Here is a 23,265-nt window from a genome sequence, read left to right as displayed (position 1 = left end):
CCTGATATTTTTTCTTGCCTTGCATAATACAAAATACTAATAATCAGTTACTTAACAAAGTAATATTTAAAATAAATAAGTTGTGCAACAGCCACTCAAGACAAAAGACAATAGGCCCCCGCGGCTATGAGCGGGCAAATTATCATTATAATTGGAGTCTCTTTCTTTTGAAGGCCAAAAGAAACAAAAGCCTATCTTGTTACTATTCCCTCCGGTTGGTATTTTCACCATACCAGTTTATTGAGGACAACACCAACCTCAGGGAAAAAATAGCACCCAAATTCACTTTATTATTGCAATTACCAAAAAATATTATTTACTTTGAAAATCAAAGTACTTTTAAATGGAAGAAAAAGATATTCATTCTGAGCTGGCTTCAATCAGATCCCTGATGGAACGCTCATCCAGGTTCTTATCCCTCAGCGGTTTATCGGGGGTAATGGCTGGCATTTATGCCCTGATCGGTGCATCTATCGGATACAGCATCGTAACCAAAAAATATGGCAGCTTAACAATCAGTGATTCGTACTCAGACAATTCTTTGGTCTACCATCAACTGTTGTTGATCGCGTCAGCAATTTTACTGCTCTCCGTATTAACCTGTCTCTTGCTTTCTATCCGTCAGGCAAAGAAAAAAGGCGAAAACTACTGGAACCCGGTAAGCAAACGTTTGATCAGCAGCATGGCCATTCCACTTTTTACCGGGGGGCTCTTTATTATTATTTTACTCCTGAAAGCAGAGTATAACCTGATTGCTTCTGCCTGCCTGATTTTCTACGGACTATCCTTAATTTCAGCAAGCCAGTACACATTCTCAGATGTGAAATGGCTGGGCTTTTGCCAGATTACTCTGGGTTTACTGGCTGCCCTGATCCCTGAATACGGACTAATATTATGGGCTTTGGGTTTTGGAGTTCTGCATATTATTTATGGTACTTTTATGCATTTTAAATACAACCGGTGAAGAAATCTCTGGAACAATTTAATAAGGCCTTTGAAAACCGGATCCGCCTGCAGATCATGAGCGTTCTGGTTGCCAATGAGAATTATGACTTTAATTCCCTCAAAGAATTATTGGAAGTAACTGACGGGAATCTTGCATCCCATCTGAAGGCTCTTGAAAAAGAGGAATATATCCTCGTAAACAAGACCTTCATTGGCAGGAAGCCAAACACCCAGTATGCTGTTTCTGAAAAGGGCCGTTCCGCTTTTATAAAACATCTTGAAGCACTTGAAAATTTAATTAAACAACAGAAAAAACAATAATATTTTTTTTATTCAATCACTTTGAATTTCAAAGTACTTTTAAATTAACGAAAGAATAAAACCTGCATGAGCCTGCCTACCGCAGGCAGGCTTACCGCTCACACAACGAAGTGAATATAAGCTCATGCAAGCTTCATAGCCATTAAAAACTAAATTATACACATATGAAAATTGAACTGACAACAGAAAACAATGGATTAAAAAACTGGTTCGGAGGATCAGTATTGTTCAAACTAGGCCTGATTGGCTTTCTTACACTTATTTTATTGATCCCCTCATTCCTGGTGCAGGATCTGATAGCTGAGCGACAGAACAGGCAGCAGGAAGTCATCCGGGAAATTTCCAACAAGTGGTCAGGCAGCCAGTTAGTACAGGGACCGGTTTTAGTACTGCCTTATAAAACTACGGTCTTGGCAAAAGATTCCGATACCCAAAAAAGCAGTAGCCGGGAAATTATAACCAATATTTATATCCTTCCGGAAAACTTAAATATCTCATCTAAAGCCAATCCGGAGGTGCTTCACAGGGGGATCTTTGATGCAGTGGTTTACAATAGCAGCATTAAAGTCAGTGGAAAATTCAGTCCGCTTGAATTAAAAAAATCGGGTATTAACCCGGCTATGGTCCAATGGGAGCAGGCAAAGGTGGATATTGGCTTGAGCGACTTAAAAGGACTTAAAAATAATCCGGTCATCCGCTTGGGAAACCAGAACTATGAGGTAGAACCCGACTTTACTTCACTTAAATTATTTAGCAATAACCTGGTCATCCTTCCCGACCTGAGTATGGAGAAAAGCACTGCTCTTAATTTTAGTTTTGATCTCGACCTGCGGGGAAGCGAGAAGCTTAGCTTCCTTCATCTTGGCAAGAACACCACGGTAAAAATTGAAGGGGAATGGAATAATCCAAGTTTTACCGGACGTTATTTACCTGATGAACGCTCCGTTTCAGGCACTGGTTTTTCAGCTACATGGAAAATGCCCTATTACAACAGGCCTTATCCGCAACAATGGATTGAAGAAAACACAGTTTTAAACACTACAGATACCATAGTAAAAGGAATTAATAACTCAGATTCCCGCGCGGTTTTTGGTGTAGATTTCCTTTTACCAGTAGATCAGTATCAAAAGACTACCCGTACCGCAAAATATTCCATACTGGTTATTTTACTGTCCTTTTTATCCTTGTTCTTTACCGAATTGCTGAATAAGAAGAGTGTTCACTTTCTCCAATATGTGTTAATCGGAGCCGCCATGACCATTTATTATATTTTATTGTTATCACTTAGTGAACAGCTAGGCTTCAACTTAGCTTATATCATCGCCTCTGTGGCAACAGCTGGTCTGATCAGCACCTTCATCTGGTCGCTGCTAAAAAACAGAAAGGCAGCTCTCCTCTTTACAGGCATATTAACTATGTTCTATAGCTTTATCTTTGTAATTCTTCAACTGCAGGATATGGCGCTATTGGTTGGAAGTATTGGTTTATTCGTGATCATTGCGTCATTGATGTACCTATCACAGAAGATCAGCCTTGAGAAGAATAATGATATACCCTTAAACACCGAAGTATTATAATGTTCCGATTTCATCAGGGTTATTTTGTGTTAACAGTGGTATTCTTCCTGATCGAAGTATTGATCGCTATGTATGTACATGATAATTTTATCAGGCCATATTTTGGAGACTTTCTGGTCGTTTTTTTGATGTATTGCTTCCTGAAGAGTTTTATTGATGGGAATGTGCTATTAACAGTCATTGCAGTACTTCTGTTCTCTTATCTGATAGAAGCATTGCAATACCTGAATTTCGTGGAATGGATAGGTTTGAGAGACTCTGAAATTGCACGTACCCTAATCGGTACATCATTCACATGGATGGATATACTAGCATATACAACAGGAGCCCTTGCTATACTTTGGTTTGAGAGCAGGAATACGGGAATATTGATTTTAAAGGATAAAAAAGCATGAAATATTTTGTGAGCAAAGATTCAATAGTCCGCGAGATCTGGGGGAATGGAGATACCATCCTCCTGATCTTTGCCGGCGCATCTGCGGAGTTTGCTTTGAATAAAGCGGTAGACTGGCTTTATTTCACCGGGCGTCTTCCTTCCGATCCGCTTAAACGCTTATTCTCCACTGTTTCCTATGCCCGTCAGATCGTTTTCTCCGAATATGACAGGGCTATTCAGGCAATTGACAAAATATCCGCTATCCATCAGGGAGTGGAACATTCACGTGGCCAAAGCATCCCGGATTGGGCCTACCGGGATGTTTTGTTCATGCTGATCGATTATTCAATACGTTCTTATGAGTTACTGGAGAGGAAATTGAGCGGGTCTGAAAAAGAAGAGGTATTTCAGGTATTTTATAGGATGGGATCACGCATGGGAGTGAAAGATCTGCCGCAAAACTATCAGCAATGGCTGATCATGCGTCATTTATCCCTTCATGAAAACATGCTGAATGGCGATTTTACCAAAGACCTGTACAAACAATATAAAAAACATTTGGGATGGTTCAGATTCCTCATCTTAAAACAGGCACAAATACTGCTTGTTCCTGAAAAAGTAAATGAATTGTTAAATCTCGGAAAGAACCCGCTTTCAGCTACCCTCCTGAATTTGTACAAGCTCAGTCAGGCCATACGATTAAGATCTTTATTAAAAAATATGATCATGCCCGCCGCATATAAAAATGAGATTATGGCATTGGATAATTATTCGGGCAAATCTTTGTAAGATTCTGTTATTGAAATAATTACGTTCAAAATTTTGAATGATATATACGTGTATGCTCAATCATTAAGATATGATCAGAAAATAAATCTGACCGTTCCCTCAAAAGATACTACCATTAACTAAATACTTCTCTCCATTCTTTCAAATGGTTTCTAAATTATGAAACCATGCTAGCAAAGACCTTTGGAAGTGCCGTTTATGGTATCGAAGCAATTACCATAACCATAGAGGTGAACGTTTGCGGCGGACTCAAATATTTCGTTGTTGGTCTTCCCGATAATGCGGTAAAAGAAAGTATGCTGCGTATAGAAAGCGCATTGAATAGTTCCATCTATCGCATGCCGAGGAAAAGGATCATCGTAAATCTGGCTCCGGCCGATATACGAAAGGAGGGTTCTGCCTATGATCTGCCAATTGCGATTGGCATTTTGTATGCTTCAGGGCAATTTTTCAGTACCAAACTCGGAGAATATCTCATTCTGGGTGAGCTCTCTCTGGATGGAGGCATACAGCCTGTAAAAGGGGTTCTTCCCATTGCCATTCAGGGAAAAAGAGACGGATTCAAGGGCCTGATCCTCCCAAAAGAGAATGCACGGGAAGCAGCAATTGTGGATGATTTTGAGGTTTATGGTGTGAACAGCCTTGCAGAAGTGATCGGTTTTTTTGACAATAGCCTGGAACTTCAAAGAACCATAGTCAATACCAAAGAAGAGTTCAGCTATAATATCAACAATTATGAAAGCGATTTCTCGGATGTCAGGGGACAGGAAAACATCAAACGGGCGCTGGAGATCGCAGCTGCCGGTGGCCATAATGTGATCCTGATCGGTCCGCCGGGAGCCGGCAAGACCATGCTCGCCAAACGTTTGCCAACCATATTACCACCTCTCGACCTCTATGAAGCGCTCGACACCACCAAGATCCATTCAGTGGCAGGAAAACTCTCTGCATCCGATTCATTGATGACCATCAGGCCATTCCGATCTCCGCATCATACCATTAGTGACGTGGCGCTTGTTGGAGGAGGCACCAATCCTCAACCCGGGGAAATATCACTCGCACATAACGGGGTGCTCTTTCTGGATGAGCTGCCCGAATTTAAACGGACCGTACTCGAAGTCATGCGCCAGCCTTTGGAAGAACGCAGGGTGACCATCTCAAGAGCAAAATCAACAGTAAACTACCCGGCCAGTTTTATGCTGGTGGCATCCATGAACCCCTGCCCATGCGGATATTTCAATCACCCCGAAAAAGAATGCATTTGTGCTCCGGGAGTGGTACAAAAATATCTGAGTAAAATTTCCGGTCCGCTTTTAGACCGCATCGACCTACATGTGGAAGTAACCCCTGTAAACTTCAATGAGCTCTCCTCCGAACGACTGAGTGAAAAAAGCAAAGAGATCCGCGAACGGGTTACTGAAGCAAGAAATATCCAGATCAGGCGCTTTGAAGATAAAGAAGAAGTGTTCTGCAATGCCCAGATGAGCCCAAATATGGTACGGAATATTTGCCGCATCAGCGATGCTGGACAAACCCTGTTAAAACAGGCCATGGAAAAACTGGGCTTATCTGCCAGAGCTTATGACAGGATCCTGAAAGTCTCCAGAACCATAGCTGACCTTGCCGGAGCTGAAGAGATCCTGCTGGAACATCTTGCTGAAGCGATACATTACAGGAGCCTGGATAGGGATGGATGGGCGGGTTAGTTGGGTACGAGCCGTAGACTCGCACCAGACTGGTAAAACGTAATAAAAACCTATTTCCGGAAAATTTCATGTTTCAATTATCTGAAAAAGAGGTTGAGGATATGGTATCGCAAAATGCGATACCTTCCAGACAATCATTGGGTGGAACCTTACCCTATGCGTTTACCGAACATGGGGGTATTAATGTTGTCGAATGTCTTAAAAAATGACAGAGCTATACAAATGAGTATTCGAATAATAGAAATATTTGTGAAGATGAGGGAAATCCTACTTTTACATAAGGATATTGCCAACCTTATTGAACAAGTCGAAAACAACTTTTATAAACAGGATCAAAAAATTAAGTTACTATTTGCTTACCTGGATAAGTTTTTAAAAAAGGAAGAAATTCCATGCATTCCAATTGGATTTAAACAAAAATCATAAATTAAATATTGTAGTTTTCATCAGAATATAATTTGTTTTTTAATGGTTATGAAGCTTGCATGAGCTTATTCATTCCGGTTTGTGAGCGGTAAGCTCATGCAGGTTTCATATGTAAATAAAACTACCAACTCTTAAATTTTTTTATGAAAATTTCAATTATTCTCGCCGCGATATTTTGTTTAATGAAGTTTGAAGCTTATTCACAGGATATTAGCTCAAGTGATTTTTACAAGGCATTTTATAAATATTTTTATTTTAAGAATTATTACAGTTACAAAGATAAAATTCCTCAGTTTCATTCAATTAAATTGATTTCAAATACAAACGGCTTAATTACAAAATGGGAAATAAGCACTTCTACAGATAGTATTTTAGCAGGATCAATAAACAGGGCTCTCAATTTGATGGATGAGAAGCAATTGCGGATAAGTGATTATAAGAATTGTACGATGATTCTACCATTTATTATTCTGATGGGATCACCAAGGCTCATAAATCATGAAATGTGGAATTATAGGTCTGATGATAACACAGATTCAAAGAGGAAGGAGCGATTGTTGCCACCTTTGGTTATGTTCATGGACTTCAGTAAGATGATTGATAATTGATATTTTATCATGTTTGAATTGTTGCTATCCCGACTTGTTACTGTTGTCACCAGCATGTCTGATTTTACCCCCAGTCCAATCTATAAAGAACCTTGTTACGTATCTTTACCAAAAGGAGAAAAATGAAACGCTATCTAAACATTATACCTGCACTGTCGCTCATATTGGTTTTATTTTCCTGTGATGCCATATCTCAGAAAAAAACGGATGTCAGAAAAGTGAAACTCACAGCTCCAAAAGGAAAGGCCATCGCTGCTTTCGCTGAAGGATGTTTCTGGTGTTCAGAGCATATTTTTGAAGCAGTAGTCGGTGTTGACTCGGCTATTTCCGGATATGCCGGAGGTACTGTACCAAACCCGACCTATGATCTGGTGAATACCGAAACGACCGGCCATGCAGAAACGGTACTGGTTTACTATGATCCTAAACTGATTTCATATGCGGAATTATGCAAGATCTTTTTCGCATCACATGATCCTACTACTCCCAATCAGCAGGGTCCCGACAGAGGTTCATCTTACCGTTCCATATTATTTTATACCGGACCTGCAGAGAAAGCAGCCGCACAACAGTCTGTGAAAGATATTACCAAATCAGGAAAATTCAGAAAGTCGATCGTTACCGAATTAAAACCACTCACTGAATTCTACAGGGCAGAAGAATACCACCAGGACTATATCGAACACAATCCCAATCAGGGCTATGTAAGGGCAGTTTCTATTCCACGGTTTGAATTGTTTAAGAAGACGTATAAGGGAAAGCTGAGGTAGGAGGACCGAGGACCGAGGTAGGAGGACTGAGGTATGATATCCAACTTCAGAAATCAGACATCCGACATCAGACTTCAGACATCCGCTTCTTATTTGCTCATTCAATTATCTACATTTGCTAAATGGATTATCAGGTTCACCAGTTGCAGAATGGAATACGTGTTTTGCATAAGCCAAGCCCTTCAAATATTTCGCATGCCTGCATCATAATAAATGCCGGCTCCCGCGATGAAGATCAGGCAAAAGATGGTCTGGCCCATTTTATTGAGCACCTCCTGTTCAAACAAACCGAAAAGAGAAATACGAATCAGATATTAAACAGGCTGGAACTGGTTGGCGCTGATCTGAATGCATACACTACCAAAGAATATACCTGCGTTCATGCTTCCTTCTTAAAACCACATCTGGAAAGATCTCTTGATCTTTTTGAAGATATCATATTCCATTCAGTCTTTCCTGAGGAAGAAATGAAGAAGGAAAAAGAGGTCATTCTGGATGAGATCTCCTCTTACCAGGATCAGCCCGATGAAGCCATAAACGATGATTTTGAGGATCTGCTTTTTGAAGGTCATACACTGGGCAGAAATATTCTGGGAACCCCCGAATCAGTAAAGAGCTTTAAGAAAAAAGATATTCAGCTCTTTATGAAGTCCAATTATCGCACGGATGAGATCATCATTGGGATCTTTGGAGATTATGATTTTAAAACGGTCATCCGCATCAGTGAGAAACTGTACGGTAAAATACCTGCCAATTTACCAGAGAGAGTCCGCGAAAAAATAGGCTCCTACACGCCCAAACACAGTGCTTTTTTTAAACCTATCAACCAGGCACACTGTGTGATCGGCAACCGATCGTACTCATTTCACAATAAACACAGGACTGCCTTTTTACTTCTGAACAATTTATTGGGCGGAACCGGCATGAGCTCACGCCTGAACCTGGAAATCCGCGAGAAATATGGCATTGCCTATACCATCGAGTCAAACTATACCCCGATGAGTGATACAGGTATCTTTTCCATCTACTTTGGTACGGATACTGAAAAAACTGAAAAGGCACTCAAACTGCTTGAAAAGGAACTGAAGAAACTCAGGGATCAAAAACTGGGTCCTGTGCAATTACAGCAGGCAAAACATAAATTCATCGGGCAGATCGCATTGGGCGAGGAGAACAGAATGGGACTTATCATTTCTATGAGTAAAAGTCTTCTGGACTTTAACCGCGTCGATTCTCTGGAGGAGGTGTTTGCAAAGATCAATAATGTAACTGCCCCTCAGCTACTTGAAATTGCGAATGAAATGTTTGATCCGAAACAATTAAGCTCACTGATATTTAATCCGAAGGATTAGAGACAAAATCAGTAATTGAATTGGTTTTAATTATGGTTTTAGGGGGTAAAATAAAACCATCAATAAAATATCATCTTATTTTTAGGGTACTCATGGTCTCGTCGTTCCTCCTCGGCATTGTCTTTTTGATGCAGGAAAAGGTAAAGCCCCCGCGGCCATGAGCGGGCAAAATATCAGATGAATAGTTTCATTTTAATACTAAAAAAACCAAATTAAATTATAACAGTTACTAATTGTTTTAAATCATTACTTTGTCCTTCGTTTTATTATTAAAAGCAGCTATTTTTCCATTCAAACTCCCAATGAAACCGGCCAGAATTTTTAACCACATCCTTATTGATGAATATTCAGCCACTCCAAAATATCTCCAGCTAACCAATTCCATAAAAGATGCCATCATTGCAGGGAAAATAAAAAAAGATGACCTTCTGCCCTCCATTAATGAGCTAAGCTGTGTGCTCGAAATATCACGTGACACTGCAGAAAAAGGATATAAACACCTTAAAAATCTGGGCATCGTAAACTCGGTACCAGGGAAAGGTTATTATATCGCAAATACAGATTTCAGACAAAGGCTCCGCATTTTTCTGTTATTCAATAAGCTCAGTGCTCATAAGAAAATAGTATATGATGCCTTTGTTTCTGCACTCGGCAATGATGTAGCCATCGATTTCTATATCTACAACAATGACTTCGCCCTGTTCAAAAAATTACTGGATAACAAAAGAGAGGATTATTCGCATTATGTGATCATTCCGCATTTTATTGAAGGAGGAGAAGAATCCTGTCACCTTATCAATGCCATCCCAAAAGAAAAACTTTTACTGATGGATAAACGGGTCCCGGGTGTGGATGGAGAATATGCTGCCGTGTATGAAAATTTTGAAAAAGATATTTATAATGCCCTGGAACAGGCTAAAGATCAGTTAAGTAAGTACCATACCCTCAAAATTATCTTTCCGGATAAAAGCTATTTTCCGGATGAGATCATTAAGGGCTTCTATCATTTTTGCCAGCAATATGCCTTCACACCTCGTCTGGTCAGGAATATCACAACAGAACCCATAAATGAAGGTGAAGCATTCATCAACCTGATGGAAGCCGACCTGGTTACGCTGATCGAACGAATCATCTCATTAGACTTAAAGGTCGGGCAACAGGTAGGTGTTATTTCTTACAATGAAACCCCTCTTAAAAAGGTTATTTTAAGTGGAATAACCACTATTTCAACTGATTTCTTCCAGATGGGTCAACTGGCAGCAAAGCTCATCCTAAATAATTCCCGCGAACATATTGAAGTCCCCTTCCACCTTACTCTAAGGCCCTCCCTGTAGATTCATTCAGCCAAATAAAATAAATTATCCTATCTTTTTATTACTATTTAACCGACATGACAGTGCATGACAGCTAAATAATTATTCTTCTATATTTTTAAACATATTCAGAATCTACTAAATCTCGTCCATGCAAGTAATTTTAGGTGTTATCTTTCATTTTATTGGCGGAGCAGCTTCCGGGAGCTTTTATATTCCTTTTAAAAAGGTTAAAGGCTGGTCCTGGGAAAGCTACTGGATAATCGGTGGCTTATTCTCCTGGCTGATCGTTCCACCTCTTGCTGCATATCTCACTATTCCGGCGTTCGCTGAGATCATCAGCAATACTGATAACTCAATTTTAAAAGTTACTTTCATCATGGGATTGCTTTGGGGGATTGGGGGTTTAACCTACGGACTTGGAGTCCGCTACCTTGGCATGTCGCTTGGTAATTCAGTGGTTTTGGGATTCTGCTCAGCTTTAGGTTCACTTTTACCACCAGTATTTTACGATCTGTATCCACAAACAGGAAAGATCAGTTTTACAGACATGCTTAACAGCGAAGGTGGCCGTATCGTGCTCCTTGGTGTGCTGGTATGTCTTTTCGGAATTTTCCTATGTGGCAGAGCGGGAATGCTGAAAGAACGTGAACTGACAGAAGAAACTAAAAAGGAAACTATTCAGGAGTTTAATATGGTCAAAGGACTCATTGTAGCTATCATATCAGGAGTTTTAAGTGCCTGTTTCAATTTTGGAATTGAAGCAGGAAAGCCAATGGCAGATGCGGCAAATGCTTTGTGGAAAGCTGCAAATCCTGCAGAAACTACCGAATTTCTCTTCCAGAACAATGTAACTTATGTGGTTTTACTTTGGGGAGGCCTGACAACAAACCTGATCTGGTGTACCATCCTGAACGCTCGTAATAAGTCGTTCGGAGATTATGTGAACCCGAAAACTCCCCTTCTTAAAAACTACATTTTCTCAGCAATAGCAGGTACTACCTGGTTCCTCCAATTCTTTTTCTACGGTATGGGAGAAAGTAAATTAGGGAATGGAGCAAGCTCATGGATATTACACATGGCCTTTATTATTCTGATCGCCAATATGTGGGGACTTTTACTCAAGGAATGGTCGGCAGTAAGCAAAAAGACCTTCACAACTTTTATTTTAGGAATTAGTACCATCATTATTTCCGTGCTTCTGGTAGGCTACGGAAATTCAATCTAATCAATTATGTCAAAGACAAATTATAAACACGTAAGCTACCTCTGGGACGTAGCTGAAGCCACGAAGCTCGCTAATGATGAAGTAGGCTTGCTGATTTACAGATCTAACCTGCTGGGTGCTGATCTTCGTCTGACCAATTATGGTGGTGGTAATACTTCCTGCAAGGCTATGGCTAAGGATCCGCTGACAGGAATCGAAACCGAGATCATGTGGATCAAAGGATCCGGCGGCGATATCGGAACCCTCAAGCGCAGCGGACTGGCAGCATTATATAATGATCGTCTGATCAATTTAAAAAACATCTACCGCGGACTGGAGCATGAGGATGAAATGGTTGAACTTTTCAATCACTGTATCTATGATCTGAACTCAAAAGCACCATCAATTGATACTCCTCTGCATGGATTTCTTCCTTTCAAACATATTGACCACCTTCATCCGGATGCGGCAATTGCTATTGCAGCAGCCAAAGATGGTAAACGTATCACGGCAGAGCTTTTTGATAATACCATTGGCTGGGTTGACTGGAGAAAACCGGGTTTTGAACTGGGATTAGAGCTTAAGGCCTGCCTGGATAATAATCCCGGAATCAGAGGAATTATGTTAGGTTCTCATGGATTATTCACCTGGGGCGATACTGCATATGAATCGTATGTCAATACGCTGGAAGTAGTTGAAAAATGTGCCGAATACATTGAAGAGAGTGTGAGGAAGAATGGAAGCGTATTTGGAGGGAAGAAAATTGAGGGACTTGAAGAGCAGCAGAGAAAAGAGCAGGCAGCCAAAATAGCTCCTGTTCTGCGCGGACTTTGTTCATCGGAACGCTCCATGATCGGGCATTTTACAGATGATACACGGGTTTTGGAGTTTATAAATTCAAATGACCTTGATCGTCTCGCTCCAATGGGAACCAGCTGCCCCGATCACTTTTTAAGAACGAAAATTAGTCCGCTGATCTTAAACCTTAAACCGGATGCCGATCTGAATAATGTAGAAGAACTCAGATCTCAGATCGAGCCACTTTTTGAAGCCTACAGAAAAATGTACGCGGAATACTATACTACCTGCAAGCATCCAAATTCACCGGCTATTCGGGATTCAAATCCAGTGATTATTCTTTACCCCGGCGTTGGATTATTTTCCTTCTCAAAAGATAAACAAACAGCCCGTGTAGCGGCAGAATTTTATACCAATGCTATCAATGTGATGCGCGGTGCAGAAGCTATTTCTGAATATACTTCACTCCCAAGGCAGGAAGCATTCAATATCGAATACTGGCTGCTGGAAGAAGCAAAACTTCAGCGAATGCCGAAACCTAAATCATTAAGCGGCAAGATCGCCCTGGTAACAGGCAGTGCAGGCGGTATCGGAAAAGCAATATCCAGAAAGTTTGCTGAAGAGGGTGCTGTGGTTGTTTTGAATGACCTGGATCAGGATCGTCTGGCAGCTGCAGGAGCTCAGTTCCTGAAAGAATTTGGTCGCGACAGCTATGCTACCGTACAACTGAATGTTACTGAAGGTGCCGACATAAAAAATGCCTTCGCACAAGCAGCTTTGAACTTCGGCGGAATAGATATTGTGGTCAATTGTGCTGGATTATCTATTTCAAAACCAATTGAAGAACATACCGACAAAGACTGGGACCTGCTTTATGATGTGCTGGTTAAGGGACAGTTTAAAATTACACAGGAAGCGGTCAGCATTTTAAGAAAACAGAAAAGAGGCGGCGATATTTTGAATATTGTGAGTAAAAACGCTCTGGTTTCAGGTCCCAATAATGCGGGATATGGCTCTGCTAAGGCGGCACAATTACATCTTAGTCGCCTGAATGCCGCCGAACTAGGTCCCGATAAGATCCGTGTGAATGTGGTTAACCCGGATGCGGTGATCGCCGATAGTAAGATCTGGGAAGGTGCATGGGCAGAAGGCAGAGCAAAGGCATACGGAATCACGGTGGCTGAGCTACCTGCATTCTATGCCAAACGCACCCTCTTGAATGAAACCATTTTACCGGAAGACATTGCCAATGCCTGCTATGCTTTTGTGGGAGGCTTACTGAGCAAATCAACAGGAAATGTTTTGAATGTGGATGGCGGTGTTGCCATGGCTTTTGTAAGATAATAGCATATGAAGCTTAAAGACAATTTAATTGCTGAACATAACCAGAGATCAATCGATCTTCACAGATCAAAATTTGAGTTTTTAAAGACACAAATAATTGATTTTGAATCAATTATATCGAAACTGATCGACTTCCAGATTGCCATTCCCAGCTGGGCTTTAGGAAATGGAGGCACGCGTTTCGGCCGTTTTCCGGGTGGAGGTGAACCCAGAAACCTGGAAGAAAAGATCGAAGATGTAGGATTGATCCATAAACTAAATCAATCAGGCAATGCGATTTCTCTGCATATCCCTTGGGATATACCGAAAGATTATCAGGCGATCAGAGATCTGGCAAAGGAACATGGATTGCGCTTTGATGCGATGAATTCCAATACATTTCAGGATCAGAAAGGACAGGAAGAAAGCTATAAATACGGCTCGCTGCAACATGTTGATCCAGCTGTCAGGAAACAGGCTATTGACCATAACATTGAGGTGATCAAACATGGCATCGAGCTGGGATCTAAGTCCCTGACAGTTTGGCTTGCAGATGGATCCTGCTTCCCGGGTCAGTTAAATTTCAGAACTGCTTTTCAGAATACACTGGCCAGCTTAAGAGAGATCTATGCATCCTTACCGGAAGACTGGAAAATGTTCATTGAGTATAAAGCCTATGAACCTAATTTCTACTCCACTACCGTTGGCGACTGGGGTCAATCGCTTTTATATGCCAGTAAATTAGGTCCGAAAGCCTTTACCCTGGTAGATTTGGGCCATCATTTACCCAATGCCAATATTGAACAGATTGTTTCTTTATTATTGATGGAGGGTAAGCTGGGCGGCTTTCATTTCAACGATTCCAAATATGGTGATGATGATTTAACTGCCGGCAGCATCAAGCCTTACCAGTTATTTCTGATCTTCAATGAACTGATCGAGGGAATGAATGATCGCAAAATGAACCACGCCAATGATCTGGGATGGATGATCGATGCATCGCATAATGTTAAGGACCCGCTCGAAGATCTTCTACAATCTGTGGAGGCCATTATGATTGCCTATACCCAGGCATTGATCGTAGACAGAGCTGCACTGAAGGAAGCACAGTTAAAAAACGACGTTGCCAGAGCACAGGAGATTCTGCAGGATAGTTTCCGTACAGATGTGAGGCCATTGGTTGCCGAAGCACGTTTAAGAGCAGGAGGAGCCCTAGATCCGATAGGCTTATTCCGCAAGCTTGAGGTAAGGCAGGAATTGATCAAAGAGCGGGGATTTGAAACGGTAGCTACCGGTCTATAATCATAAAAAAGATATGAAGATCCCGGTTATTGCAGTATTTGACATTGGGAAAACCAATAAAAAACTCCTTTTGTTCAATGAACATTATCAGGTAGTTTTTGAGCAATCCAGAAACCTTGCCGAAGCTGTAGATGAAGACGGCTTTCCATGTGAAGATCTGGATAGTTTGAAGCTCTTTGTATTAAACACCATGAGATCAGTTTTCAGAGATCCCTGTTTTGATATAAAGGCTGTTAATTTCTCATCTTATGGAGCAAGTCTGGTTTATCTTGATGAAAACGGACAGCCATTAACACCCCTTTATAATTACCTGAAGCCTTATCCGGATGAACTTTTAGAGCAGTTCTATTCAAAATATGGAGGCAAAGAGGAATTTGCTTACAAAACTGCTTCTCCGGTTTTGGGAAGCCTGAACTCAGGGATGCAGCTTTACCGGATAAAATATGAACGACCGGAATTACTCCAAAAGATAAAGACCGTTCTTCACCTTCCGCAATATTTGAGTTATCTCATTTCCGGAAAATTAGTTACAGATATCACCAGTATCGGATGCCATACCAATTTTTGGGATTTCAGCAAAAACGAGTATCACCAATGGCTAAGAGATGAAGGTCTTATGGATAAGCTGGCTCCAATAGCCGCTTCAGATGAACGAATAGAAACGAGTTTTGAGGGCCATGTATTTGATGCAGGAATAGGCCTTCACGATAGTTCAGCAGCGATAATTCCGTACCTGATCAGTTTCACAGAGCCATTTGTTCTGATCTCAACTGGTACCTGGTGCATTAGTTTAAACCCCTTTAATGCTAGTCCGCTGACAAAGGAAGAACTCGAATCAGATTGCCTTTGTTATTTACAATATAAGGGCACACCGGTCAAGGCTTCGCGCTTATTTGCCGGCCATGAGCATGAGCAGGAAGTCAACAGGATCGCTGAATATTATCACCAGCCGAAGTCGAGATTTGAAGAAATGTCCTTTGATAAAAGTCTCCTAAAATTAGAAAATGAGGGAGAGAATGAACAGGATTTTTCAAAGCAAGATCTTTCAGATTTTGAATCTGATGCAGCAGCCTATCATCACTTGATTTTGAGTCTGGTAAGAAAGCAAAAAAGATCAACGCAGCTGATTATTAGTGGTTCTAATGTGAACAGGATCTTTGTGGATGGAGGGTTTAGCAAAAACTCCATTTACATGAATCTCTTATCCTTTATGTTTCCTGAAATGGAGGTTTTCGCCGCATCCATGGCACAGGCCACCGCAATGGGCACAGCTTTAGTTGTTCATCGATCATTTGGAGATATCCCGACACCGAACGATTTAATAGAGCTGAAGTTTTACTCCGGAAAATAAATTGGTGGAGAAAGATTTTATGATGCTGGTTAAACAAGTATAAAAGCAAAGAATAGAAAAAGATGGAGAAGATCGCTGCATTTAAAATGAAACTGAAACCAGGTTTCAAAGAAGAGTACAAACGCCGGCATGACCTGATCTGGCCTGAATTAAGTGCTCTCTTAAGTGAAAATAACATACACGACTATTCCATATTTCTGGATGAAGAGACTGATATCTTGTTTGCCGTGCAGAAAATCTCCGGAACTGGCACTTCGCAGAACCTGAGTAAAAATGAGATCGTTAAGAGATGGTGGGCTTATATGGCCGATATTATGGATACGAATGAGGATAATTCTCCGGTCTCAAAACCTCTTGAAATGGTGTTTCATTTGGATTAATTCCTGTTCAGAAATCCTCCGCTTTGTAAGCTCGCCTAAAGATTCTATTTTTGCATTATGAAATTACCCATCATAGCCTACGGAGATTCTGTTCTTCGTAAAAAAGGTGCAGATATTACGGCAGAATATCCTGATTTGAATGTTCTGATCGCTAATATGTTTGAAACGATGTACGGTGCACATGGAGTAGGTCTTGCGGCTCCGCAGATCGGATTATCAATTCGCTTATTCGTGATCGATGCCACTTCTTTTGCTGAAGATGAACCTGCATTAAAGGATTTTAAAAAGGTATTTATAAATGCGGAGATACTGGAAGAGAACGGTGAAAAATGGTCATTCAATGAGGGATGTCTGAGCATACCTGATATTCGTGAAGATATCGACAGAAAGCAAAATGTGACTATCGCTTATTTTGATGAAAACTGGGAGGAACATGAAGAAACTTTCAGCGGACTCGCAGCACGAATCATTCAGCATGAATACGATCATATCGATGGCAAACTATTCGTCGATAAATTAAGTCCCCTGCGCAAAGCTATGCTTAACAATAAACTGACCTCGATTTCTAAGGGAATTGTAAAAGTGGACTATAAAATGAAATTTCCTGCGATTAAAAAGGGGAGAAGGTAGGTGTTGGTTGGTTAGAATCTAGTAATTAGTAAAGAGTTTTAGACTATTTGTTTTTCATACAGGTTTGAATTTTAATTGAAAATTCCTCTTTGTTATAATGATCTGTTCTTTCAATGCACTTCTCAGTTTGTCATTGCTACCCTGATTTTGTCATTGCGTGCCTGCCTGCGGTAGGCAGGCGCAGCGCGGCAATCTCTAAAATCAATTGAACACCAATCTTGAGATTGCTTCGTCGTACCTCCTCTCAATGACGATATTATTGAGAATTTTTACTTTTGAGAAGTAATAAAACGTACAAATCAGCTCATCTACTGCTTATGGCTTTCAACTTTACCCTTTTGGCTTTCAGCTCTCCCCTCCCTACTGCTCCCTACTCTTATCCCCCTGCATAATTTGCTGTATAAGCGCTCCCCATGCGAAAGGATTCAGCAAAGGATTTGCCAGACGCTGATTGATATTTCTGTTAACCAGGCGGTTATGGTTATTTTGGAAATTAAAACTCTGCATTTCACCTCCATCCCTTGGAAGGGTGGCCATCATGGCAGATAAACTTTCACGGGAAACGTTCTTCTTGGCTATTTCAAGATCATCATCCGCGAATTTAAGGGTCATGAATTCTTTTTTGAATTCATCTGTGCTTGCCCATGGATACACCCGCACACCCGGAAGATTGATGACTTCCTGCTGCATCTTCATCAGGACAGTATACTTATTATCAGACAGATTTACCGGGATCACGATGCCTTCACGCTTATAACCAACCGCGGTGAAAACCAATGTATCACCCTCATTGGCAACAAATGAAAAATAACCTTTATAATTAGCTGAAAAGAACTGATCCCTGCCGGTCACGTTGGTGATGGTCACATAAGGCACCACAGTATTACTGTCGCGGTTCATAATTATTCCGGAAAACTGCACGAGCTTTTTATCCCTGACCTGGGAGAACCCGGAAAGAGAACAAAACAGAAAAATAAGGAATAACCAGTTTCGCATGCTTCAAAGTTAGTAAAATCGTACCGCAGTGATGTTAAATAGTGTTAAATAGATATATTACGGACAGTATAATAATTTAAGTACAGTTGATAAATTTACTTCAATCGCTCAGGCAAAACAGCTTCCGGATCATCAATATCAGTCAGATTAACTGCTTCAATAGACTCAATTTCCGGAACAGCACGCTTGATAGCCTGCTCAATACCTGCCTTTAATGTCATGATACTCATCGGGCATGAGCCACATGAGCCTAACAATCGAAGACGTACAACATTGTCAGACGTTATTTCCTCAATGGATACATTTCCACCATCTGCCTCCAAATATGGGCGGATAGTGTCCAATGCATTTTCAACTCTTTGCAACAAATCCATGATTCTTCTTTTTATAAAGATACAAATTTTTTAAAAAATGCTATTTAACTGCATTCAGAATTGCCACCTGCTGTGCCACTCGTTCAGCAATTTCCATAAAGGCCGAACCCATCACATTATCCTCCTCCAGAATTACAGGTTTGCCAACATCACCAGCGTCACTGATACTTTTTACCAATGGGATCTCTCCTAAGAACGGGGTGTCAAATTGTTTGGCGAGTGCCTGACCACCATTTTTACCGAATATATAATACTTATTATCAGGCAGTTCCGCAGGACTGAAATAAGACATATTCTCAACAACTCCAAGCAAAGGAATATTGATCGAATCCATTAAAAACATTCCTACACCTTTACGGGCATCAGCAAGAGCAACATTTTGTGGGGTAGTAACGATCACTGCACCCGTGATTGGAAATCCCTGGGCAACCGTGATGTGAATATCACCCGTTCCCGGCGGAAGATCAACAACCAGATAATCAAGTTCGCCCCAGTCGGCATCATTGAATAACTGCTTTACTGCAGTTGAAACCATCGGGCCGCGCCATGGCACCGGCTGATTAGGGTCAGTAAAAAAGCCGATCGACAGTAATTTGATCCCGTATTTTTCAATGGGTTCTATCCGTATTTTTCCTTCAGCATTCTGAGTGGACTTAGGACGTGAACCTTCAACTCCAAACATCATCGGGATGGATGGTCCGTAAATATCTGCATCGATCAATCCTACACTCGCACCTTTTTTCGAAAGGCCAAGTGCCAGATTCACTGCTACAGTTGATTTACCTACGCCCCCTTTGCCGGATGCAACCACAATAATATTCTTGATGCCAGCCAGGGCCCTTTCTGGTCTGCTGGTTACTCTTGAGGTCATATTGATAGCCAGTTCTGCCTCCTTGCTCACGAAATGAAGTATGGCATTTCGGCAGGCATTTTCGAGCATCGCTTTCATCGGACATGCAGGTGTGGTCAATACCACCGAAAAACTAACCTTGTTACCATCGATCCTAAGATCTTCGATCATGTTCAATGTAACCAGATCCTTCTTAAGATCGGGATCTTCCACATTACGAAGTGCATTATATATCTGTTCCTGTGTGATCATTTTTGAATATTAAGGAGATAATATTTTTTGATTATGTTTATCCCAAATCTACTAAAAGTAGCAAGCTTATTGTTAGAGGATGAAGGTTTTTACAGTGAACTGACCAGTAATTATTGATCAGCCTGAAACCTTTCTTTATCTAAAAGCGTTATCTTTCAGTTAATGGAGATTTTACCACATGCAGATACCTGAAAAATATTATAAAATTGCCAAAATTTCAATAGTAAGCCTCCTTACCATTATTCTCATTGCAGGTGGAATAGCCTATGCAAAACGTGAAGCTTTACTCACCGCGGCGATCAAAAAAGTGATCAATAAAGCGGATAAAGAGTATGATCTGGAGCTGAAAATTGAGAGCGCCAAATTTGTCGGATTGAGCAGCGTACAGTTTAAAAATATTTCTGCCGTCCCACGGGATAGAGATAGTCTGGCAAAAATTGAAAACTTTAAAATCGGTGTCAAATTATTTCCCCTGATATTTGGAGATATAAAAATTGCTGAAATAAATCTGGATAAGGGAATCATTAACCTTGTAAAAAAAGATTCTACAAGCAATTATGATTTTCTTTTCCGCAAAAAGCAGGCAGATACATCAGAAGCTAAGCCGGAATTAGATCTGGCAAAATTTGCCAATAATCTGATCAATGAAATGCTTTATAAAATTCCTGATGATATGGATATCAGGGATTTTAGAATAAAGTTCACTGATGATTCAAGCCTGGTAGATATTCATACCACAACCGCAACGATTGATGGAGGGGATGTCAGTTCAACGATCAAGGTAAACGGAAATGAATCAACCTGGCATATTGAAGGCAGTGTTGACCCCGGTGATAAACAACTCAACCTGATGCTTTTTGCAGATAATAAAAAGGTTGAATTGCCCATTCTAGAAAAAAAATTCGGACTAAAACTGAACTTTGATACCGCAACAACCGAAATGAGGGGGGTAAAGCAAAGCGGGGATGAGCTTGAGATCAATGGCTCATGGAAAGTTAAAAACTTGCTGGTAAATCATTCCCGGATTTCATCGAATGATGTGATCGTACAGGATGCCTCACTGGATGCAGATATGGTGATCGGCAAGAATTTTATTTCAATCGACAGCACTTCAACCATCCACATAAAGGACATTGACGTTCATCCTTTTATAAAATATACCCTTTCTCCCTCCAAAATTTACGAGTTGAAGATCCATACAGATGAGCTGGATGCTCAGCAATTGATCAATTCATTCCCGCAAGGACTATTCGAATCACTGGAAGGCATACAGGTTGCCGGAAAACTGCAATACAACCTTGACTTTTATCTCGACTCTGAAAAGCCGGACGATGTAATTTTTAATTCAAGGCTTAAAAATGCAGGATTCAAAGTGAAGAAATGGGGTAAGACGAACCTTCAGAAGATCAATGGAAGTTTTGTATATACCCCATATGAATATGGTAAACCCATGCGGGACATAATTATTGGACCTGAAAATCCGAATTTTACACCTATTGACCAGATCTCTCCCTATTTAAAAAATGCGCTGCTGACCGCAGAAGATCCTTCGTTCTATAGCCATAATGGATTTGTTGAAGAATCTATCCGCAAATCTATTTCCACCAATTTCAAAGAAAAAGCATTCAAAAGAGGTGGCAGCACCATTTCCATGCAACTGGTAAAGAATGTATATCTGAACAGACAAAAAACACTGGCCCGGAAGATCGAAGAGATCCTGATCGTGTGGATCATGGAGAATGGTCATTTGTCAAGTAAACAGCGAATGTTTGAAACCTATCTTAACCTGATCGAGTGGGGCAGAAATGTGTATGGTATAGGTGAAGCGTCCAGGTATTATTTTAGTAAGCATCCGGCAGAACTCAATATCGGAGAAAGTATTTTCCTTGCCAGTATTGTTCCAAGGCCTAAATCGGGTCTTTACAGGTTTGAAGGTGATGGAAGCTTAAGATCGGGACTTTCATCCTATTTTAATTTTATTGGCGGAATTATGGCCAAACGCGGATTGACACCTCCCGACAGTAATTATTATGGTTTCTATTCTGTTCGTTTAAGAGAAAGTTTACGGTCCGGATTACCAGTTGACTCTCTGGTTGCCGACAGCTTGCTGATCGACAGCGAGGCGGAAGAACAGGATGGCATTCTGCAGCAGCTATTCGGTAAAAAAAGAGCTGATAGTCTGCAGGTTAAAGAAGCTCTTAAGCCCAAGAGTATTTCAGGAGACAGTATCCTAACAAAGGCACCCAGTACCCGAAAGGATAAAAGGGAGCAGAGAAAACTTGAACGGGAATCAAAAAACAAAAAAGGTAATGAATAAATATATTCCCAAAATTAAGCCATGAAAATAGAGATTGACGATAAACAATTTGAATTATTACTGGAATATGAGCAGATCAAAAAAAGGATCCGTTTGATAGCTATTCAGCTGAATGTTGATTTCGAGAACCGCATTCCTGTATTCATTGGAGTATTGAATGGCAGTTTCATTTTTCTTGCTGATCTGATCAAAGAGATCCATATTTCTTCCGAGGTTAGCTTTGTTAAAGTTTCATCCTATGAAGGAGAAAAAAGCAAAGGGAAGATCAAAAAAGAGATCGGACTGCAAATGTCTTTAAAGGATCGGGATGTGATCATTGTGGAAGATATTGTTGACAGCGGTAAAACGCTCGAATACCTGCTGGAGATGATCAATAAGGAAAATCCTGCTTCTGTTAATGTTTGTACGCTTTTACTAAAACCTAAATCATTAAAAATCCAGATCGATGAGATCACTTACGTTGGTTTTGAAATTCCGGATGAGTTTGTAGTTGGTTATGGACTGGATTATAACGGATTAGGAAGAAATCTGAGAGATATTTACAGGGCTGTTTAAAGCGGAAATATTAATCAGGCAATAGATTGTTTAATCCGAAAAATTGTATTTTTGCGCGGAACTAACCATTATAAAATGACCATTCACAAGGAAGGCTATACTTCGATCGCACTCTGCATTCTCTTTATTTTCGTACTTAATGCAGTTGTACACTACCTTCTTCCCGATACTACCTGGTTTATCTGGATCATTTACATTTTATCATTTGCTCTGTTTGTTATCATACTCCAATTTTTCAGGAGTCCGGCAATTAAGGTTGTAAAGAATGACCAGCATGTGATCTGTCCTGCAGATGGTAAGGTTGTTGTGATCGAGGAGACTGAAGAGACTGAATATCTTAAAGACAAGCGCATTCAAGTTTCCGTATTCATGTCGCCGATCAATGTACATATTAACAGAAATCCTATTTCCGGTATTGTTAAATATTACAGATACCACCCTGGAAAATTTCTGGTGGCCTGGCATCCGAAATCATCAACCGAGAATGAAAGAACCACAATTGTTATTGAGAATAAAGCAGGAATTTTAGTTCTGTTTCGCCAGATAGCAGGAGCATTGGCCAGAAGAATTGTTTGCTATTCCAAAGAAGGTCAGGAAGCTGTGCAGGGAGAGGAATTCGGATTCATCAAATTTGGTTCAAGAGTAGATATTTTTTTACCTTTAGGTACAGAAATCAAAGTAGGACTGGGCGACACTGTAAAAGGTGGTATCACTGTTTTAGCACATTTAAAAAACTAATCAATAAAC

General features: G+C 40.6%; 23 protein-coding genes. 20 read left to right on the top strand and 3 right to left on the bottom strand.

The features are described 5' to 3' along the window. Window positions 1-343: 343 nt before the first annotated feature. The 17 genes from BLR27_RS08165 (at window position 344) to def (ending at window position 17,174) form a co-directional block, all read left to right on the top strand. Window positions 344-964, top strand: a complete 621-nt coding sequence (locus BLR27_RS08165; protein ID WP_090703447.1) for a hypothetical protein — start codon at window positions 344-346, stop codon at window positions 962-964. Further along, window positions 961-1,266 (top strand): winged helix-turn-helix domain-containing protein, encoded by a 306-nt coding sequence (locus tag BLR27_RS08160; RefSeq protein WP_090703444.1) that lies wholly within the window; start codon window positions 961-963, stop codon window positions 1,264-1,266. Before BLR27_RS08165 ends, BLR27_RS08160 begins: the two co-directional genes overlap by 4 nt. A 164-nt stretch (window positions 1,267-1,430) precedes the next feature. Beyond that, entirely contained in the window at window positions 1,431-2,843 is a 1,413-nt protein-coding gene (gene creD / locus BLR27_RS08155; protein ID WP_176767639.1) for a cell envelope integrity protein CreD, read from the top strand. Next, the gene (locus tag BLR27_RS08150) at window positions 2,843-3,238 is read left to right on the top strand and encodes a ribosomal maturation YjgA family protein (RefSeq protein ID WP_176767638.1); all 396 of its coding nucleotides are present in this window, start codon (window positions 2,843-2,845) and stop codon (window positions 3,236-3,238) included. The genes creD and BLR27_RS08150 overlap by 1 nt, the downstream gene beginning before the upstream one ends. Then, complete coding sequence (locus BLR27_RS08145) at window positions 3,235-4,008, top strand: oxygenase MpaB family protein (RefSeq protein ID WP_090703438.1); 774 nt, start codon at window positions 3,235-3,237, stop codon at window positions 4,006-4,008. Before BLR27_RS08150 ends, BLR27_RS08145 begins: the two co-directional genes overlap by 4 nt. A gap of 167 nt (window positions 4,009-4,175) precedes the next feature. Further along, window positions 4,176-5,714, top strand: a complete 1,539-nt coding sequence (locus tag BLR27_RS08140; protein WP_090703435.1) for a YifB family Mg chelatase-like AAA ATPase — start codon at window positions 4,176-4,178, stop codon at window positions 5,712-5,714. 68 nt (window positions 5,715-5,782) lie between these two features. Further along, window positions 5,783-5,923 (top strand): ORF6N domain-containing protein, encoded by a 141-nt coding sequence (locus BLR27_RS18650; RefSeq protein WP_221406310.1) that lies wholly within the window; start codon window positions 5,783-5,785, stop codon window positions 5,921-5,923. A 399-nt stretch (window positions 5,924-6,322) separates the two neighbouring features. Then, window positions 6,323-6,748 carry a hypothetical protein gene (locus BLR27_RS08130; RefSeq protein ID WP_090703432.1) on the top strand — a complete coding sequence of 142 codons (426 nt, stop codon included), beginning with the start codon at window positions 6,323-6,325 and terminating at the stop codon, window positions 6,746-6,748. Window positions 6,749-6,870: 122 nt separating this feature from the next. Then, the gene (gene msrA / locus BLR27_RS08125; protein ID WP_090703428.1) at window positions 6,871-7,518 is read left to right on the top strand and encodes a peptide-methionine (S)-S-oxide reductase MsrA; all 648 of its coding nucleotides are present in this window, start codon (window positions 6,871-6,873) and stop codon (window positions 7,516-7,518) included. A 122-nt stretch (window positions 7,519-7,640) separates the two neighbouring features. Beyond that, on the top strand, window positions 7,641-8,870 hold the full coding sequence (locus BLR27_RS08120) for a M16 family metallopeptidase (RefSeq protein ID WP_090703425.1): 1,230 nt from the start codon (window positions 7,641-7,643) through the stop codon (window positions 8,868-8,870). A 302-nt stretch (window positions 8,871-9,172) separates the two neighbouring features. Then, window positions 9,173-10,204 (top strand): GntR family transcriptional regulator, encoded by a 1,032-nt coding sequence (locus tag BLR27_RS08115; RefSeq protein ID WP_090703422.1) that lies wholly within the window; start codon window positions 9,173-9,175, stop codon window positions 10,202-10,204. A gap of 130 nt (window positions 10,205-10,334) precedes the next feature. Next, a complete protein-coding gene (rhaT, locus tag BLR27_RS08110; protein WP_090703418.1) occupies window positions 10,335-11,411 on the top strand; it encodes an L-rhamnose/proton symporter RhaT in 1,077 nt (358 codons plus the stop codon). Between the two features lie 6 nt (window positions 11,412-11,417). Further along, on the top strand, window positions 11,418-13,532 hold the full coding sequence (locus BLR27_RS08105) for a bifunctional aldolase/short-chain dehydrogenase (protein WP_090703414.1): 2,115 nt from the start codon (window positions 11,418-11,420) through the stop codon (window positions 13,530-13,532). A 6-nt stretch (window positions 13,533-13,538) separates the two neighbouring features. Continuing rightward, window positions 13,539-14,813: a TIM barrel protein gene (locus tag BLR27_RS08100; RefSeq protein WP_090703410.1), complete on the top strand. Its 1,275-nt coding sequence runs from the start codon at window positions 13,539-13,541 to the stop codon at window positions 14,811-14,813. Between the two features lie 13 nt (window positions 14,814-14,826). Continuing rightward, a complete protein-coding gene (locus BLR27_RS08095) occupies window positions 14,827-16,164 on the top strand; it encodes an FGGY-family carbohydrate kinase (protein WP_090703407.1) in 1,338 nt (445 codons plus the stop codon). Window positions 16,165-16,226: 62 nt separating this feature from the next. Continuing rightward, window positions 16,227-16,544 (top strand): L-rhamnose mutarotase, encoded by a 318-nt coding sequence (gene rhaM, locus BLR27_RS08090; protein ID WP_090703403.1) that lies wholly within the window; start codon window positions 16,227-16,229, stop codon window positions 16,542-16,544. 57 nt (window positions 16,545-16,601) lie between these two features. After that, the gene (def, locus tag BLR27_RS08085) at window positions 16,602-17,174 is read left to right on the top strand and encodes a peptide deformylase (RefSeq protein ID WP_090703398.1); all 573 of its coding nucleotides are present in this window, start codon (window positions 16,602-16,604) and stop codon (window positions 17,172-17,174) included. A 360-nt stretch (window positions 17,175-17,534) separates the two neighbouring features. On the opposite strand, the gene BLR27_RS08080 is transcribed toward def, so the two are convergent. The 3 genes from BLR27_RS08080 to BLR27_RS08070 all read right to left on the bottom strand — a co-directional run bounded on the left by BLR27_RS08080 (window position 17,535) and on the right by BLR27_RS08070 (window position 19,646). Beyond that, window positions 17,535-18,170 carry a peptidase associated/transthyretin-like domain-containing protein gene (locus tag BLR27_RS08080; protein WP_090703395.1) on the bottom strand — a complete coding sequence of 212 codons (636 nt, stop codon included), beginning with the start codon at window positions 18,168-18,170 and terminating at the stop codon, window positions 17,535-17,537. A gap of 95 nt (window positions 18,171-18,265) precedes the next feature. Further along, window positions 18,266-18,544 (bottom strand): NifU family protein, encoded by a 279-nt coding sequence (locus BLR27_RS08075; protein ID WP_090703390.1) that lies wholly within the window; start codon window positions 18,542-18,544, stop codon window positions 18,266-18,268. 40 nt (window positions 18,545-18,584) lie between these two features. After that, complete coding sequence (locus BLR27_RS08070) at window positions 18,585-19,646, bottom strand: Mrp/NBP35 family ATP-binding protein (RefSeq protein WP_090703385.1); 1,062 nt, start codon at window positions 19,644-19,646, stop codon at window positions 18,585-18,587. 178 nt (window positions 19,647-19,824) lie between these two features. Here BLR27_RS08070 and BLR27_RS08065 point away from each other — a divergent pair, with 178 nt between their 5' ends. The 3 genes from BLR27_RS08065 to BLR27_RS08055 all read left to right on the top strand — a co-directional run bounded on the left by BLR27_RS08065 (window position 19,825) and on the right by BLR27_RS08055 (window position 23,256). Beyond that, on the top strand, window positions 19,825-21,963 hold the full coding sequence (locus tag BLR27_RS08065) for a biosynthetic peptidoglycan transglycosylase (protein ID WP_090703380.1): 2,139 nt from the start codon (window positions 19,825-19,827) through the stop codon (window positions 21,961-21,963). A 21-nt stretch (window positions 21,964-21,984) separates the two neighbouring features. After that, on the top strand, window positions 21,985-22,518 hold the full coding sequence (hpt, locus tag BLR27_RS08060; protein ID WP_090703376.1) for a hypoxanthine phosphoribosyltransferase: 534 nt from the start codon (window positions 21,985-21,987) through the stop codon (window positions 22,516-22,518). Window positions 22,519-22,593: 75 nt separating this feature from the next. Beyond that, window positions 22,594-23,256 carry a phosphatidylserine decarboxylase family protein gene (locus BLR27_RS08055; protein ID WP_090703372.1) on the top strand — a complete coding sequence of 221 codons (663 nt, stop codon included), beginning with the start codon at window positions 22,594-22,596 and terminating at the stop codon, window positions 23,254-23,256. The last annotated feature ends 9 nt before the right edge of the window (window positions 23,257-23,265 follow it).

Origin of the sequence: Daejeonella rubra (assembly GCF_900103545.1) — a bacterium.
Taxonomy (GTDB): Bacteria; Bacteroidota; Bacteroidia; order Sphingobacteriales; family Sphingobacteriaceae; genus Daejeonella; species Daejeonella rubra.
Note: the sequence above shows the minus strand (reverse complement) of the source record. Positions and strands in the feature narration are given on the sequence as shown.